Below are 16,268 nucleotides of genomic sequence, written 5' to 3' on the forward strand. Positions count from 1 at the left end.
CGGCGGTCGGGGTCGGGTGGATCACAGGTGCGCGAGTTTCTCCAGGACGGGGGCGGCCGCGCGCAGCTTGGCCCAGTCGTCCTCGTCGAGGCCCGCGGCGAGGTCGGCCAGCCACACGTTCCGCTTGCGGCGGGACTCGGCGAGCATGGTCTCGGCCCGCTCGGTCGACGTGACGACCTTCTGCCGGCGGTCCTCGGGGTGCGGCTCCAGACCGACCAGTCCCTTGGCTTCCAGGAGCGCGACGATGCGGGTCATCGACGGCGGCTGCACGTGCTCCTTGCGGGCCAGCTCGCCCGGGGTCGCCGAGCCGCAGCCGGCCAGGGTGCCGAGCACCGACATCTCGGTGGGGCTCAGCGATTCGTCGACCCGCTGGTGCTTGAGCCGACGGGACAGGCGCATCACGGCGGAGCGCAGGGAGTTCACGGCGGCTACGTCATCGCCATGGGAGAGGTCCGGCATGTTCGTTAGCGTAACTCATTACTGTGTCTAACGACTACCCGGAGGGGCGCACGTTGCCCGTGATGCGCGCCACCGAACCTCTTCATCACCCGTACGAGTGAGTCGGTTCCAGAAAGTGACGCGGTGGGCGCGGCGTGGCGGCGACCCTGGTCCGCATGGGATCGACAGTGCTCAGCCTGCGGATAGACGGTGAGCTGCTCGACCGGCTCAAGGGGCATGCCGCGAAACGGGGAATGAGCGTCCAGGACTATGTGGCCCGGACGCTCATTCGAGACGACTTCGACGAACGCTTCAAGTCGGCGGTCGAGGAGACGGAGAGGTTCTACGGGGCGGCCTGAGCCGCCGCCCCGCGCGGCCGGATCACGTCAGGCCGAGCGCCGGCATCAGGTAGTAGAAGGCGAAGACCGCCGCGACCGCGTACATCGCGACCGGCACCTCCTTGGCCCGGCCGGCCACGACGCGCAGCACGGTGAAGGTGATGAAGCCCATGCCGATGCCGTTGGTGATCGAGTACGTGAACGGCATCATCAGCATCGTCACGAACGCCGGGATCGCGATCGTGTAGTCGCCCCAGTCGATGGCGCGGATGCCGCCGGACAGGATCAGGAAGCCGACCGCGAGCAGCGCCGGGGTGGCCGCCTGGGACGGGACCATCGTGGCGATCGGTGTGAGGAAGAGCGCGACGGCGAAGAGACCGCCGGTGACGACGTTGGCGAAGCCGGTGCGCGCGCCCTCGCCGACCCCGGCCGTGGACTCCACGAAGCAGGTGGTGGCGGAGGCCGAGGAGGCGCCGCCCGCGGCGACGGCGATGCCGTCGATGAACAGGACCTTGTTCATGCCGGGCATCTGGCCGCGCTCGTCGGTCAGGTGGGCCTCGTCGCTGATGCCCATGATCGTGCCCATGGCGTCGAAGAAGCACGACAGCAGCACGGTGAAGACGAACAGGACGCCGGTCAGCACCCCGACCTTGTGGAAGCCGCCGAACAGGCTGACGTCGCCGACGAGCCCGAAGTCGGGGGTGGAGACCGGGTTCCCGGGCCACTTCGGGGTGGTCAGGCCCCAGGAGGGGACCTTGGCGACGGCGTCCACGATCACCGCGGCGACGGTCATCACGACGATGGAGATGAGGATGGCGCCGGGCACCTTGCGCACCAGCAGCGCCAGCGTCAGCAGCACGCCGAGGACGAAGATCAGCACGGGCCAGCCGTTGAGGTGGCCGTCGGCGCCCAGCTGGAGCGGGACCGTGGTCTGCGCGGCGTCGGGCATCCGGGAGACGAACCCGGAGTCGACGAGGCCGATCAGCATGATGAACAGGCCGATGCCGATCGCGATGCCCTTGCGCAGGCCGAGCGGCACGGCGTTCATGACGCGCTCGCGCAGCCCGGTGGCGACGAGCAGCATCACCACGAAGCCGGCGAGGACGACCATGCCCATCGCGTCCGGCCAGGACATGCGGGGCGCGAGCTGGAGTGCGACGACGGTGTTGACGCCGAGCCCGGCGGCGAGCGCGATCGGCACGTTGCCGATGACGCCCATGAGCAGCGTGGTGAACGCGGCGGTCAGCGCGGTCGCGGTGACCAGCTGGCCGTTGTCGAGCTGGTGGCCGTACATGTCCTTCGCGCTGCCGAGGATGATCGGGTTCAGCACGATGATGTAGGCCATCGCGAAGAACGTGGCGAGGCCGCCACGGATCTCCCGGCCGACCGTCGAGCCGCGCTCGGAGATCTTGAAGTACCGGTCGAAACCGTTCTTCGGTGCCGACGGCGGCTGTTCGTGGGCATCGACCGGGGCGGTGGCCGAAGTGGACATGGGTGACCTCAGCGGTGTTCGGAAGGGCGCGCGACGGCGGGGCGGGAAACGGAAACGGGAAACGGGAAACGGGAACGAGTCTGACCTTCGCACGGTCACCAACCGGTTTCCCCGATGTTCCGTTGGCATTTCGTACGAACAGAAGTGGCCAGACTCAGGCCGTTTCAGTATGAACATATGAGGTCGAAATCGCTATCTCCGCGCGTAGACCCTTGGGGCGCCCGGGCGAAGCGGGGTTGGGGCGGCCCGCCGCCGGGACCCTCGTAAACTGTGCGCATGGCGAAGTGGACCCCGCAGCACGAGGCACCGGAACCCCTGGAGGGCCCCGTGGTCGCCACCATCACGGGCGGCACGATCCTCTGGTTCGTCCTCTTCCTCGTCCAGCTGCCGTTCTACGGCTGGTTCGACGACCGCGGGCAGAGCTGGTGGGTGTGGACGTGCCTGGCCGGGGCCGGGCTCGGGCTCATCGGCATCTGGTACGTCCGCAAGCGTGACGCGGCGATCAAGCGGGCGGCGGCTTCCCGGCAGACCTCCTGAGGGAGCCGTCGGGCACGTACGCCCGCTGGAGGACCCGGGTCCTCCGCAGGTCGGATCTCTCACCCGGCCAGCGGGTGAACCCCCCATATCGCCCGTACTGTCGAATCCATGACGCACAGCGACGTGGGCACCGGCCTCGACCCGGGGCACCCGGAAGCCCGGCCGGACCGAGCGAAGGGGCTGACCGGCGCCGAGGTCGCCGAGCGGGTCGCCCGCGGCGAGGTCAACGACGTACCGGTGCGCAGCTCGCGCTCCCTGCCGGAGATCGTCCGCGCGAACGTCTTCACCCGCTTCAACGCCATCATCGGCGTGCTCTGGCTGATCATGCTCTGCGTGGCGCCGATCCAGGACAGCCTCTTCGGTTTCGTGATCCTCGCCAACACCGCCATCGGCATCATCCAGGAGTGGCGCGCCAAGCAGACCCTGGACTCCCTCGCCGTCATCGGGGAGGCGCGGCCCACCGTGCGGCGCGACGGGGCCGCCGTCCAGGTCGCCACCGCCGAGATCGTCCTGGGCGACCTGATCGAGACCGGCCCCGGCGACAAGATCGTCGTGGACGGCACCTGCGCCGAGGCCGACGGCCTGGAGATCGACGAGTCGCTGCTGACCGGCGAGGCCGACCCGGTCGTCAAGCGGCCCGGCGACCCCGTGATGTCCGGCTCCTTCGTGGTCGCGGGCGGCGGCGCGTTCACCGCGACCAAGGTGGGCCGGGAGGCGTACGCGGCGCAGCTCGCCGAGGAGGCCAGCCGGTTCACGCTCGTCCACTCCGAGCTGCGCAGCGGCATCTCCACCATCCTCAAGTACGTGCAGTGGATGATGATCCCGACCGCGATCGGCCTGGTCATCAGCCAGCTCGTGGTCAAGGAGCACGGGTTCAAGGACTCCGTCGCCCGCACCGTCGGCGGCATCGTGCCGATGGTCCCCGAGGGGCTCGTCCTGCTCACCTCCGTCGCCTTCGCGATCGGCGTCATCCGCCTCGGCCGCCAGCAGTGCCTGGTGCAGGAGCTGCCCGCCATCGAGGGGCTGGCCCGCGTCGACACCGTCTGCCTCGACAAGACGGGCACGCTCACCGAGGGCGGCATGGACGTCGCCGAGGTGCGCCCGCTCGGCGGCGCCGGCGAGAGCCGCGTCCGCGACGTCCTCGGCGCGCTCGGCGCCTCCGACCCGCGGCCCAACGCCTCGCTCCAGGCCGTCATCGACGCCCACCCGCAGCCCGCGGGGTGGCGGTGCACGCAGGCGCTGCCGTTCTCCTCGGCCCGCAAGTACAGCGGCGCCGCCTTCCGCGAGAGCGACGGGAGCGAGAGCGCCTGGCTGCTCGGGGCGCCCGACGTGCTGCTGCCCGACGGGGACCCGGCGCTCGGCGGGATCGAGGAGCTCAACGAGCGGGGCCTGCGCGTGCTGCTGCTGGCCCGCGCCGCCACCGGCCTGGAGGACCCGCAGGCGGCCCAGGGCGCCGAACCGGCCGCGCTCGTCGTCCTGGAGCAGCGGCTGCGCCCCGATGCCGCCGACACGCTGCGCTACTTCGCCGAGCAGGACGTCCGCGCCAAAGTCGTCTCCGGTGACAACGCCGTCTCCGTCGGCGCGGTCGCCGCCAAGCTCGGCCTCCCCGGCGCCGAGCACACCGTCGACGCCCGCGCGCTGCCCACGGACCGCTCGGAGATGGCCGACGCGCTCGACGCGGGCGCCGTCTTCGGCCGGGTCACCCCGCAGCAGAAGCGGGACATGGTGGGCGCGCTCCAGTCCCACGGGCACACCGTGGCGATGACGGGCGACGGCGTGAACGACGTGCTCGCGCTCAAGGACGCCGACATCGGCGTCAGCATGGGCTCGGGCTCGGAGGCCACGCGCGCGGTCGCCCAGATCGTGCTGCTGAACAACAGCTTCGCGACGCTGCCCTCCGTCGTCGCGGAGGGCCGGCGCGTCATCGGCAACATCACGCGCGTGGCGACCCTGTTCCTGGTCAAGACGGTCTACTCGGTGATCCTGGCGCTCCTTGTCGTCTGCTGCCAGGTCGAGTACCCGTTCCTGCCGCGGCACCTGACGCTGCTGTCCACCCTGACGATCGGCGTCCCCGCGTTCTTCCTGGCGCTGGCGCCGAACAAGGAGCGCGCGAAACCGCACTTCGTGAAGCGGGTGATGCGGTACGCGGTCCCGGGCGGCGCCGTCGCCGGGATCGCCACCTTCGCGATGTACATGATCGCCCGGCACGTCTACGCGGGCGCGGGCGCGCTGGACGCGGAGACCAGTTCGGCGACGCTGACGCTGTTCTTGATCTCGATGTGGGTGCTTGCCATCGTCGCCCGCCCGTACACGTGGTGGCGGGTGGCTCTGGTGGCGGCGATGGGCCTCGCGTTCCTGCTGGTCCTGGCCGTGCCGTGGCTCCAGGACTTCTTCGCCCTGAAGCTGGTCGGCACGGCCATGCCGTGGACGGCGGTGGGCGTCGCGGCGGTGGCGGCGGTCGTCCTGGAACTCCTGTGGAAGTGGGTCGGCCGCCGCTTCCCCGACTAGCGCCTGCGTTCCAGGGCCGCGGTGGCCGCGGTCAGTCGAACCAGCGGTCCCGGGCCAGCTCCGCCGTGCGGGAGGGGTCCTCCAGCAGCGCGGCCACCTCGAACCGGCGCGGCCACTGCCCCGCCGCCCAGGCCAGCCCCGCGGCGACGCCCTCCAGGGTGGCGGCGTGCACCGTCCCGTCGGGGGTGCGCCGCCAGTCGGCCTCGGTCCCGGCGACGTACAGCTCCTCGTACTCGACGTACGAGGCCGGGGCCGCGGGCCCCAGGAGGGCGCGCACCGCGCCGGGCACCGGGTGCTCGGTCCCCTCCCCCGTCACCCCGGCATCGACCGCCGTGCTCAGCAGGTTCACCTGCAACAGCTCGGCCAGCCGCGCGGCGCCGTCCGGCGCGACCGGGAGGAGCGGGCGCCCGGTGGCGAGCGGGAGCAGGTCGGGGGCGTCGGCGACCAGGGCGTCCGCGGCGTCCACGACGATCACCTCACCGTCGCGCACGGCGCGCAGCTCGTCTGGGAGCGTGACCTTCTCCGGGTCGAGCCCGGCGAGCAGGCCGTAGAGGGCGTGCAGCTGGGCCGCGGTCACCGGGCGGTCCGGGTCGGCGAGGCGGTCCAGGAGTTCGGCGGCGCCGCCCGGCTCGTCGAGCAGCGCGGCCACGGAGGTGCGCACGCCCAGAGTGCGCAGCACCTGCTCGTCGCCGAAACCGCTCGCGTCGGCGGCCTCGTAGAGCCCGACGAGGAGCGGGTCGGAGCCCTCGGCGCGCAGTCCGGCCGGGCGCCGGCCGTCCAGGACCGGATGGCCGCGCAGCCACCACGCCGTGTACGGGCGGACGAGTTCGTGGGTGCCGTCGGGCAGCAGGACCCGGACGGGCTGGGTGAGGGCGTCGCGCAGCGGCGGCCGCGCCAGCAGGGCGAGCGCCTGCGGCCAGCGGTCCTCGTCGACCAGGTCCAGGTCGCGTACGGCGGTCAGCTCGGTGGCGACCGGCGGCACCGGGGTGTCGGGCAGCCGGTCCAGGACGTCCTCGCACCACACGTCGACGGCGTCGAGCAGCCCCGGGTCGTCGGGTTCGGGGAAGTCGGAACTGTCGGGGTAGCGCGGGTCGAGTTCGTCGGGGTCCAGGACGACGTCGGTGGTGCGCACCAGCGCGAAGGTGGCGAGCACCCCGCAGGCGGCGAGCGGCTGCTCGCCCCACCGCCCGGCCAGCTCCTCGTCGACGTAGGGCACCTCGCCCTCGCGCAGGACGGCGGCGATGGGGCTGCCGGGGAGCGCCAGCTCGGCGGCGGGGGCGAGTTCGCCGTGCTCGTCGGGGAGGGCGAGGGCGCCCAGCCACGGCTCGTCGCCGACGTCGAGGTGGGCGTCGCGCACCAGGGTCAGGACGACCTCGGCCAGCTCGTCGACGCTCAGCGTGCCCTCGTCGTCCCAGGCGGGCTCGTCGTCCAGGGACGCGGCGACGGCCGCCCGCAGCTGCGGTGTCAGCAGGACGGCGCGGGGCGTGGCGGGCAGCGCGCCCAGCTTCTCCAGGAGCGGATGGGCGGCGTCCGGGTGGGCGACCTTGAGGCCGAGCCGGGCCAGCGCGTCACCGGGCACCGCGGACGCCTCGCCGGCGGGCAGCAGCACCTGGCGCGGCCCGATGACGGTCCGGCCGCCGGCCAGCGGCACGGGCAGCCCGGTGAGCCGGTCGGGGTCGACGCCGGCCAGCGAGTCGTAGAGCCGCCGCCACCAGCCCGGGTCCTTCTCCAGGCCGGCCAGCCGGTCGATCGCCTCGGTCAGCGGGAGGCGGGCGACGCCGACCGTGCGCAGCTCGGCCCGGCGTTCGAGCCCGGCGGGCAGCAGGCTGGGCAGCACCTCGGCGAGGACGCGCACGGTGTCGGTCCCGGCGCCCTCCACGACCTCGGCGTCCCGCGGCCGCAGGGCGGGCGGCCGCTCGTCGTCGTCCGGGGCGGGGGCGAGCGCGGGCGGCAGGAAGGCGGTGCGCGGCAGCCGCTCCAGGACGGCGGCCCGCACCGCCCCGTCCAGCTCGCTCTTGCCGAGCGGGCCGGGCACCAGGTCCAGGATGCCGGGCCCGACGGGCCGCCAGTCGCCGAGCAGCTCGGCGTAGGCGTCGGCGGCGCGCTGTACGAGGTGGTCGGTGAGCGGGCCCGGCGCGACGTGCCGCCGCGCGGTGTCCAGCGGGAACGATCCGATCAGCAGCGCGGGCACCCCGAGCGCCTCGTCGCTCGGCGTGGGCGCGTGCAGCACGGGGGCGCTGCGCGGCGGCTGCGGTGCGCCCGCCGCGTCGACGGGCACGGCCCAGGTGAGGGACCAGTGGGGGCGCAGCCGCTCCTCCACGGGCCGGTCGGACAGCAGGGCCGGGTCGAGGGCGCCGGAGCGGGTGACGGTGCGCCAGCGCTGCTCGGCCGGCTCCCGGGCGTCGTCCGTGATCACCGTGTACGCGTCCGCGGCGGCGCGGCGCAGCACCCGTGTCCCGGCGTCCGTGGTGAGCGTGACCTCCGTGAGGCCCGGCAGGGCGAGCAGCAGCGTGTCGTCGACGTCCGCGAGGAGCCGGGCGGCGAGCGCCTCGGCGGCCTGGTCGCGCAGCGGCAGGATGACGACGGTGTCGTACCCGTCCGGGGCCTGCCCCTGCGCCGCGAACGGCAGCCGCAGCAGTGGTACGTGGCCGTCGCGGCGGCGCAGCTCGTCGCCGAGGGCCGGGCTGTGCCGGGCCACGTCGGCGGCGGCGTGGCGGGCCTCGCCCAGCGACCAGCGCACCCCGCCGGTCCGCCCGACGACGGCCGGCTCGTCGGTGACGGCGAGCACGGCGGCGAACCCGACCCCGAACCGGCCCACGGCCGTCCCCGCGTCCCCCCGCTTGGCGGAGGCCCGCAGGGTGGAGAGCGATTCGACTCCGGTGGCGTCCAGCGGCGCGCCCGTGTTCGCCGCGGCGAGGACTCCGTCGCGCAGGGTCAGCGCGAGGCGGCCCGGCGTGCCCGCGCGGGCGGCGGCGTCGGCGGCGTTCTGCGCCAGCTCCACGACGAGGCGGTCGCGGTAGCCGCCGAGCGCGAGGTCCTCCTCGGCGTTGGCGTCCTCGCGGAACCGGGCGGCGCTGCCGGTCCAGGCGTCCAGCACCCCGCGGCGCAGTCGGGCGGTGCCGAAGGGGTCCATGCCCTCCGGGGCGCTGGTGCTCACGCTCACGGGTGTCTCCTTCGGGGGGCTGTCATCGGTGGGCCCGCACGCTATCGCGGCCGAGCGCCTGCCACGGCCCCGGCCCACCCGGCCGCGACTCTCGTCGTGGCTGGTCGCGCAGTTCCCCGCGCCCCTACAGGGCAGTCGTTCGTCTACCGGCCGGTGGGGGCTCGTCGCGCAGTTCCCCGCGCCCCTGAAGGGGCGCCCCATGAGATGGCGCACGCAGTGCGCATCTCAGGGGGCGCGGGGAACGGCGCGAGCAACCACGACGGCGGGTCAGCCAAAACACAACCCAGGGGCGCGGGGAACTGCGCGACCAGCCCCCACCGGGCCGCGGGGAACCACCCAGCCGCACCACGGACCGGTCCCCCGGCGACGGGAAGCGCTAGGAGTGCCCCAGATCATCCACCCCGGCCGCATCGGCCACCACTTCCACAGACCCACCCGCATCGGCCCGCAACGGCATCGCATCCACCCGCATCTCATCGATCACCGGCGGAGCAGGCCGCGGAGCCACCGGCATGACCGCCGCCTCCGAGTGCCCCCCACACCCGTAAGACAGCGACACGACGCGCCCGTCCGCGGGCGAGAACTCATTGGCGCAGACACCGAACGCCTGTCCGAGCGAGCCCCCGACCGGCTGGAGGAAACCACAGGAGACACAGGTCGCGGGCGCGGCCTGGGCCATCGGGGTCTTCGCGCCGTAGGACTCCTCCCAGCGGTCGGCCGCGATGTGCAGCCCGTACCGGGAGAGCACCCGCGCCCGCCGCATGCCCAGCTCCTCCGCGACCGCCGCGATGGAACCGCGGGCGGGCAGCACGGGCAGCTCGGCGACGGGCCCGGCCGTGACCTCGGCGTCCTCCGCCTCGACCAGCTCGGCCATCTGCTCGGAGAGCAGCGAGTTCGGCGGCGGGCCGTCCTCGCCGGTGTAGCCGGGCTCCAGGCGCAGATCGTCCGCCTCGGTGGGCAGCAGATCGCCGGGGCCCATGTCGCCGGGGCGCAGCCGCTCGCTCCAGGGCACCCATTCGGGGGCGAGGAGGGAGTCGGGCCCGGGCAGCAGCACCGTCTCGTCGAGCGTGACGTACTTGGCGCGCGAGGCCCGGGCCACGGTGACGGCCCAGCGCCAGCCGCGGTAGCCGAACTCCTTGCACTCGAAGAGGTGCGTGACGACCCGGTCGCCCTCGACGACCATGCCGACGTGCTCGCCGACCACCCCGGGCGCGGCGGCCTCCTCGGCCGCTGTCCGGGCGATGTCGACCGCCTCGGCGCACAGACGGTCAGGGGTGCGGCTTCGCGTTGTCGCTGCGCTCACAGGTATCGCTTCTCTCCTACGCCGTCTCTCGAGTGCGCCATCCTGTGTGCGGGGGCGCGGACGGAGCGGACCGGAGGGCCGCGTCGACGTCCGCACCCGACGTTCCGGGCGCACCTACGTCATCCATTCTGCGGGATGGCCGAGAGGCGCGCGGCCGATGACAACCGCCGCGGGCGCGCTACGCACGCTACCTCCTCCCGCGCCCGGCGCCCACACCGACGTACGCACGGCACCCCACGCGAAAGCCGACCCGCGCACACATAACGGCACTAGTAGGCGCGTTCAGGGGGCACTATGACTGGGTGGCAACCGCACGGTCGGCGTACGCGCGAAGCGGTTCGGGCCCGGTACGCGGGGCCGTCCGCTCGGTCGGGCGCGCCCTGCACCTGCCGTTCACCGGCACGGCCCGCGGGATCAGGAAAGCGACACACGCGCACGGCGCGGGCGAGTCGGGCCTCGGAAAACTCATCGAACTCCACGCGGTGAACGGCGCGGGCGACGTCATGATCACCGTGGCGCTCGCCTCGACGGTCTTCTTCTCGGTGCCCACGGACGAGGCGCGCGGTCGGGTCGCCCTGTACCTCGCCATCACCATGGCGCCCTTCACCCTCCTGGCCCCGGTCATCGGGCCGCTCCTGGACCGGCTGCCGCACGGGCGGCGGGCCGCGATGGCCGGCGCGATGCTGGCGCGGGCCCTGCTGGCGCTGGTCCTGTCGGGGGCGGTGGTGAGTGGCGGCATCGAGCTGTACCCGGCCGCGCTCGGCGTCCTCGTCTCCTCCAAGGCCTACGGGGTCGTCCGCTCGGCGGTCGTACCCCGGCTGCTCCCACCACGGTTCTCCCTGGTCAAGGCCAATTCGCGGGTCACGCTCGGCGGGCTGCTCGCCACCGGCGTCGCGGCGCCCGTCGGGGCGGGGCTGCAGATGATCGGGCCGCGCTGGCCGCTCTACGGCGCGTTCGTGCTCTTCGTGGCGGGGATGCTCCTGTCGTTCTCGCTGCCGTCCGGGGTCGACTCGGCGAAGGGCGAGAGCAGGGCGCTGCTCGCGGCGGACGAGGCGCATCTGCACGGCCCGGTGAAGCGGCAGCGCAAGCCCGGACTGCGGACCGTGGGCACGGCCGTGACCCACGCCCTCGCCGCCAACGCCGCGCTGCGCTGCCTCTCCGGGTTCCTCATCTTCTTCCTGGCGTTCCTGTTGCGCGAGCATCCGCTGACCGGGCAGAGCGCCGCCGTCTCGCTCGGCCTGGTCGGCGTGTCGGCCGGGGCGGGGAACGCGTTGGGGACGGCCGTCGGGGCGTGGCTGCGCTCCCGGGCGCCCGAGATCATCGTGGTGACGGTGGTGGGGGTGGTGCTCGGCGCGGCGGTCGTCTCCGCCGTGTTCTTCGGGGCGTTCATGACGGCGTGCCTGGCGGCGGTCGCCGGGTTCGCCCAGGCGCTGGCGAAGCTCTCGCTCGACGCGATGATCCAGCGGGATGTGCCCGAGGCGGTGCGGACCTCCGCGTTCGCCCGGTCCGAGACGTTGTTGCAGATGGCGTGGGTGGTGGGGGGTGCGATCGGGATCGCGCTGCCGTTGAACGGGGTGCTCGGGCTTTCCGTGGCGGCCGCGATCGTGGCCCTGGGCTGGACCACCACGGCCCGCGGCCTCCTCTCGACCGCCCGCCACGCAGGCCCCGCCCGGACCCGAGTGACCTAGCCCCTGCCGCCGTGGCTGGTCGCAGACGACAACGGGGGCGCACACAGTGCGCCTTCAGGGGCGCGGGGAACTGCGCGAGAAGCCCCGCCGACCGGGCAGCCGGACGACGGCCCGTCGGGGCGCGCCCGGCGCCACGCCGCGCGGGGGGCGACCCACCCCCCGGCCCCCCGGCGGAGCCAGATAACCTGCGGGCATGACCTCCCAGCGTTTCGGAGTGCGCCACAGGCGCACCATGGCCGCCGTCGGTGCCCTCGGCGCCGGACTGCTCGTCCTGACCGCCTGCAACAAGCCGACCCCGCTGGCCACCGTCACGGTGGGCCGGGACACGGTGAACTCCGAGGCCTCCTGCCACAAGGACGGCAAGGCGCTCGCCGCCTCGTCCCTGGAGGGCTGCCTGAAGGACAAGAAGGCCAAGTCCATCAAGGTGGACCCCGACGAGACGGTCCGCTTCGGCGTCGACCCGGAGATCGCGGACAAGGGCTGGACGATCCTGATGAACGGTCAGCCGCTCACCGACGCCAGCAAGAAGACGTACCGCACGGTCCCCGGCAGCGTCTTCTTCAACCAGCAGTACGGCGCCACCGGCGGCTCCACCACCGTGACGATCCTGGAGGGCCAGGACTCCAAGGCGTACGGCCTGTGGTCGTTCAAGCTGAAGAAGGACTCCTGACGGACACCGCGCCCCGCGTACTGGTCGCCACCGCCGTCCCGGCCGAACGGGACGCGGTGGCGCGCGCGCTGCGCGGCCACCCGGCGCTCGACGTGAGCGCCGTCGGGGTCGGCCCCGCGGCCGCCGCCGCGGGCACCGCCACCGCCCTCACCCGGGCCGCACTGACCGGCCGCCCGTACACGCTGGTCGTCTCGGCCGGCATCGGCGGCGGCTTCGCCGCCCCGCCGGGCACGGTCCTGATCGCCGACGCGATCACCGTCGCCGACCTCGGCGCCGAGACCCCCGACGGGTTCGTCCCGGTCACCGGACTCGGTTTCGGGACCGTCACCCACCGTCCGCCGGCGTCCCTCGTACGAGACCTCGCCGCGGCCGCCCCCGCCGCCCTCGTCGGCACCGTCCTCACCGTCTCCACGGTGACCGGCACCGCCGACCGCGCCGCGCTCCTCGCCCAGCGCCACCCCGGCGCCGTCGCCGAGGCGATGGAGGGCTTCGGCGTCGCCGAGGCCGCCGCCGCGCACGGCGTACCGGTGGCCGAGATACGCGCCGTCTCCAACGCCGTCGGGCCCCGCGACCGCGCCGCCTGGCGCATCGGTGACGCGCTCGCCGCGCTCACCGACGCGTTCGGGAAGACGGCGCCCGTACTGGAGAGTTGGAAGAACACATGACGGACACCACGGACCCCGCCCGCGCCACCGAGCCGGTGCGCATCGCCTTCTCGCCCTGCCCGAACGACACCTTCGTCTTCGACGCCTGGGCCCACGGCCGCGTCCCCGGCGCCCCGGGGCTCGACGTGACCTTCGCCGACATCGACATCACCAACGGGGTCGCGGAGCGCCGCGACCCCGCCTACGACGTCCTGAAGGTCAGTTACGCGGTCCTGCCCTACGTCCTCGACGACTACGCGCTGCTGCCGTGCGGCGGCGCGCTCGGCCGGGGCTGCGGCCCGCTGGTCCTCACCCGCGAGCCGGACGTCGACCTCTCCGGCAAGCGGGTGGCCGTACCGAGCGAGACCTCCACCGCCTACCTGCTCTTCCGGCTGTGGGCGGCGGACACCGTGGCCGGCGGCCGGGTCGGCGAGATCGTCGTCATGCCGTTCCACGAGATCATGCCCGCGGTCCGCGACGGGAAGATCGACGCGGGGCTCGTCATCCACGAGGCCCGCTTCACGTACCAGAACTACGGCCTGCACAAGCTCGCCGACATGGGCGAGCACTGGGAGGCCACGACCGGCCTGCCGATCCCGCTCGGCGCGATCATCGCCCGGCGCGAGCTGGGCGCCGACAAGCTCCGCTCGTACGCGGACGCCGTCCGTACCTCGGTCCGGATGGCCTGGGACGACACCGAGGTCTCCCGTCCGTACGTGATGGCGCACGCCCAGGAGATGGACCCGGCCGTCGCGGACCAGCACATCGGCCTGTACGTCAACGAGTTCACGGCCGACCTCGGCGAGGACGGGTACGCGGCGATCCGCGGCCTGCTGACGCGGGCCGCGGCCGAGGGCCTGGTCCCGGCGCTCGCCCCGGACGCGCTCGCGTTCCCCTGACCCTCCCCGCTCAGACGTCGAGCTGGTCCGCGACCGCCCGCAGCAGCCCCGCGATCTTCGCGCCGGCGGCCTTGTCGGGGTAGCGGCCGCGCTCCAGCAACGGCGTGATGTTCTCCAGCACCGTCGTCAGGTCCTGGACGATGGAGGCCAGTTCGTCCGGCTTGCGGCGCTGGGCCGCGGCGACGGACGGCGTCGGGTCGAGGATCGTGACGGAGAGCGCCTGGTCACCACGCTGCCCGGCGACGACCCCGAACTCGACGCGCTGGCCGGGCTTGAGGGCGTCGACACCGTCGGGCAGTACGGAGGAGTGCACGAAGACGTCGCCGCCGTCGTCGCGGGAGAGAAAGCCGAAGCCCTTCTCATTGTTGAACCACTTGACTTTGCCGGTGGGCACGTGAAGTCCTCGTCCTCGTACTGGAAAGAAAACGCGGTGGATGGGGCTCTGGACAGCAAGGGAGCGGGTCGTGGCACGACCCGCCGGCACCAAGACTAGGGGCCCGGGGGCCGGTGACAAGACGGCGCCGGTTTGGTTCGTCGGGCTGGGAACTACCCTTACGGGGTGCGCGACAAAACCCAAGTCAATTCCCGGTCGGCCGAGGCGGGGCCCGGTGACGGCCTCGTGCGAGCGGGCGGCATCGTCTTCGTCGTGGGGGCGGTCGCCACCCTCGTCACGGTGGCCCCGCTCTTCCTCGGCACCGACCCCTTCCCGCCCGTCGCCTACGGCGTCTGCATGCTCATGGGCGTCGGTTTCCTGCTGGCCGCGGCCGGTGTGCTGCGCGGGATCTCGGCGCAGCGCCGGGCGGCCCGCTCCACGTAGCCGCCGGGGGCGGGTCAGCCCTGGAGGTGGCCGCGCAGCCAGGCCGGGAACGCGGTCAGGTCCGCGAGGACCACGTCGGCGCCCGCGGCCCGCAGCTCCGCGGCGTCGCACGGGCCGGTGGTGAGGGAGACGGCGTACGCCCCGGCCGCGCGCGCTCCGCGTACGTCGCCGACGTGGTCGCCGACGAAGACGCTCGCGCCGTGCTCGCGCAGGGCCTCCGCCTTGCCCTCGGCCCACAGGTCGCCGGCGACGATGTCCGCGTCGATGCCGAGGTGGGCCAGGTGCAGCTTGGCGTTCGGCTCGTACTTGGCGGTGACGACCATCGTGCGGCCGCCCGCGGCGTGCACGGCGTCCATCGCCTCGTGGACGCCCGGCAGGCAGAGCGTCGGCTCGATGGCGTAGGCGGGATACATCTCACGGTAGAGGTCGGCCATCGCCGGGACCCGCTCCGCCTCGAACCACTGCGCGAGTTCGTCGACGAGGGGCGGGCCGAGCCGGGTGACGGCCAGGTCGGCGTCGACGTAGGTGCCGGTCCGCTCGGACAGGGCCACCCAGGTCGCCCGGATCCCGGGCCGCGAGTCGATCAGCGTCATGTCGAGGTCGAAGCCGACGACGGGTCCGGTGGGGGCGGCGGGGTCTATGTGGGCGGCCATGGCCCCATTGTGCCCGGCCGCACGGAGACGGTCCGCGTTCAGCCCCGGCCGCGCTGCGAGCGCCACACCAGGTACAGCGCGGAGCCGACCGCGGCACACCGCAGCACCCAGGGCCAGGTCTCCCCGAACGCGCCGCTCATCTGCCCGTCGCGGATCGGCGCGCCCCACTTGCCGGCGCCGCGTCCCCAGAGCCAGACGACGCCGCCCGCCACGGCGAGCCCGGGCACGCCGAAGACGGCCAGTTTCTTCTGCCCGAGGGTCAGCCGCCGGGAGAGGTAGACGACGGCCCAGCCGATCACCAGCGCGAGGATGTTGCCGAGCGCGGCGCCGGCGACGAGCGCGGCGGCGGCGAGCAGCAGCAGGGGGTTGGTGAAGCCCCCGGCGGGCGCGACGCGCGGGACGCGGCGGGGGAGCAGGCGGCGGGCGCCGCGCACCGCGGGCGGTGCCGGCGCTGCGGCCTCGCCGTCGGCCGGGGCGGTGGCCGCGGCGGCTGCGGCCGACGGGTCCGGGGTTTTGCGCAGGTCCGGCCGGGCGCCCTCGCCGCGCGGGGGTTTGAGGATGTCCGGGATCTCCACGCCGCCGGTGAAGCCGGGCACGCTGTCCGTCTCCGCGAGCGGCCCGCCGCCCCCGGCTCCGAGCCGCCACCAGTCGGTGTCGCCGTCGGCGGTGCCGAGTTCATCGGTGCCCGCGAGGTGCGGCGGGGAGGGCGCGTCCTGTACGGGGTCCGGGGCGGGGGTGCGGCGGGGGCGGGGCACGATGCGGCGTCGGGCCGCGCTCTTGGGGGTGCGTTGTTCGGGGACCGGGCGGGTGAGGGGGGCCGCCGGGTCGGGGGTGGCGGCGCCGCCCTGGGCTCCGCTGACTATCCGGTCCGGGGTGCCGAGGCGGTCGAGGATGCGGCGGACCGCGGCGGGGCTGTCGACGGTGGCCTGGGCGCGGTGCCGGTCGATCTGGCCGCGCAACTCCGTCACCAGGCGCATCCGGGTGGCGGACGGCAGTTGCCGCTGCTGGGCCAGGTCGCCCACCCGGCTCAGGTAGTCGAAGACGAGCTGGTCACTCTCGATCCCCACGAAGTCCCCTCCGGGGTGCGGCCGTTGTTGGGTCGACGGTATCGCGGACGG

Annotated in this window: 15 protein-coding genes; 8 read left to right on the top strand and 7 right to left on the bottom strand. The window is 73.9% G+C overall.

Annotated elements, in window-relative coordinates; all coding sequences use genetic code 11:
• Positions 1–21: 21 nt before the first annotated feature.
• Entirely contained in the window at positions 22–459 is a 438-nt protein-coding gene (locus ABZY33_RS12250) for a MarR family transcriptional regulator (protein WP_356491444.1), read from the bottom strand.
• A 155-nt stretch (positions 460–614) separates the two neighbouring features.
• On the opposite strand from ABZY33_RS12250, the gene ABZY33_RS12255 reads away from it, so the two are divergent.
• A complete protein-coding gene (locus ABZY33_RS12255; protein ID WP_356491445.1) occupies positions 615–797 on the top strand; it encodes a ribbon-helix-helix protein, CopG family in 183 nt (60 codons plus the stop codon).
• A gap of 22 nt (positions 798–819) precedes the next feature.
• On the opposite strand, the gene ABZY33_RS12260 is transcribed toward ABZY33_RS12255, so the two are convergent.
• Complete coding sequence (locus ABZY33_RS12260; protein ID WP_356491446.1) at positions 820–2,268, bottom strand: NCS2 family permease; 1,449 nt, start codon at positions 2,266–2,268, stop codon at positions 820–822.
• A 276-nt stretch (positions 2,269–2,544) separates the two neighbouring features.
• Here ABZY33_RS12260 and ABZY33_RS12265 point away from each other — a divergent pair, with 276 nt between their 5' ends.
• Complete coding sequence (locus ABZY33_RS12265) at positions 2,545–2,805, top strand: DUF2530 domain-containing protein (RefSeq protein ID WP_356491447.1); 261 nt, start codon at positions 2,545–2,547, stop codon at positions 2,803–2,805.
• A gap of 108 nt (positions 2,806–2,913) precedes the next feature.
• The gene (locus ABZY33_RS12270) at positions 2,914–5,313 is read left to right on the top strand and encodes an HAD-IC family P-type ATPase (RefSeq protein ID WP_356491448.1); all 2,400 of its coding nucleotides are present in this window, start codon (positions 2,914–2,916) and stop codon (positions 5,311–5,313) included.
• Between the two features lie 31 nt (positions 5,314–5,344).
• Here ABZY33_RS12270 and ABZY33_RS12275 read toward each other — a convergent pair whose 3' ends face one another.
• Positions 5,345–8,446, bottom strand: a complete 3,102-nt coding sequence (locus tag ABZY33_RS12275; RefSeq protein ID WP_356491486.1) for a molecular chaperone Hsp90 — start codon at positions 8,444–8,446, stop codon at positions 5,345–5,347.
• A gap of 406 nt (positions 8,447–8,852) precedes the next feature.
• On the bottom strand, positions 8,853–9,779 hold the full coding sequence (locus tag ABZY33_RS12280) for a DUF3027 domain-containing protein (protein WP_356491449.1): 927 nt from the start codon (positions 9,777–9,779) through the stop codon (positions 8,853–8,855).
• Positions 9,780–10,081: 302 nt separating this feature from the next.
• On the opposite strand from ABZY33_RS12280, the gene ABZY33_RS12285 reads away from it, so the two are divergent.
• The 4 genes from ABZY33_RS12285 (at position 10,082) to ABZY33_RS12300 (ending at position 13,680) form a co-directional block, all read left to right on the top strand.
• Entirely contained in the window at positions 10,082–11,467 is a 1,386-nt protein-coding gene (locus ABZY33_RS12285) for an MFS transporter (protein WP_356491450.1), read from the top strand.
• Positions 11,468–11,660: 193 nt separating this feature from the next.
• Positions 11,661–12,137, top strand: a complete 477-nt coding sequence (locus ABZY33_RS12290; RefSeq protein ID WP_356491451.1) for a DUF2771 domain-containing protein — start codon at positions 11,661–11,663, stop codon at positions 12,135–12,137.
• Entirely contained in the window at positions 12,107–12,802 is a 696-nt protein-coding gene (locus ABZY33_RS12295) for a futalosine hydrolase (protein WP_356491452.1), read from the top strand. Before ABZY33_RS12290 ends, ABZY33_RS12295 begins: the two co-directional genes overlap by 31 nt.
• Positions 12,799–13,680, top strand: a complete 882-nt coding sequence (locus ABZY33_RS12300; protein ID WP_356491453.1) for a 1,4-dihydroxy-6-naphthoate synthase — start codon at positions 12,799–12,801, stop codon at positions 13,678–13,680. Before ABZY33_RS12295 ends, ABZY33_RS12300 begins: the two co-directional genes overlap by 4 nt.
• Positions 13,681–13,690: 10 nt before the next feature.
• Here the strand turns inward: ABZY33_RS12300 and ABZY33_RS12305 are convergent, their stop codons facing one another.
• Complete coding sequence (locus ABZY33_RS12305; RefSeq protein WP_356491454.1) at positions 13,691–14,074, bottom strand: cold-shock protein; 384 nt, start codon at positions 14,072–14,074, stop codon at positions 13,691–13,693.
• Positions 14,075–14,239: 165 nt separating this feature from the next.
• On the opposite strand from ABZY33_RS12305, the gene ABZY33_RS12310 reads away from it, so the two are divergent.
• Complete coding sequence (locus tag ABZY33_RS12310) at positions 14,240–14,497, top strand: hypothetical protein (protein WP_356491455.1); 258 nt, start codon at positions 14,240–14,242, stop codon at positions 14,495–14,497.
• A gap of 14 nt (positions 14,498–14,511) precedes the next feature.
• Here ABZY33_RS12310 and ABZY33_RS12315 read toward each other — a convergent pair whose 3' ends face one another.
• Together ABZY33_RS12315 and ABZY33_RS12320 are read right to left on the bottom strand one after the other, a co-directional pair.
• A complete protein-coding gene (locus tag ABZY33_RS12315; RefSeq protein ID WP_356491456.1) occupies positions 14,512–15,150 on the bottom strand; it encodes a haloacid dehalogenase-like hydrolase in 639 nt (212 codons plus the stop codon).
• A 38-nt stretch (positions 15,151–15,188) separates the two neighbouring features.
• Positions 15,189–16,217: a hypothetical protein gene (locus ABZY33_RS12320; protein ID WP_356491457.1), complete on the bottom strand. Its 1,029-nt coding sequence runs from the start codon at positions 16,215–16,217 to the stop codon at positions 15,189–15,191.
• Positions 16,218–16,268: the final 51 nt, after the last annotated feature.

It is taken from the genome of Streptomyces sp. NPDC006552 (genome assembly GCF_040611655.1).
GTDB lineage: Bacteria > Actinomycetota > Actinomycetes > Streptomycetales > Streptomycetaceae > Streptomyces.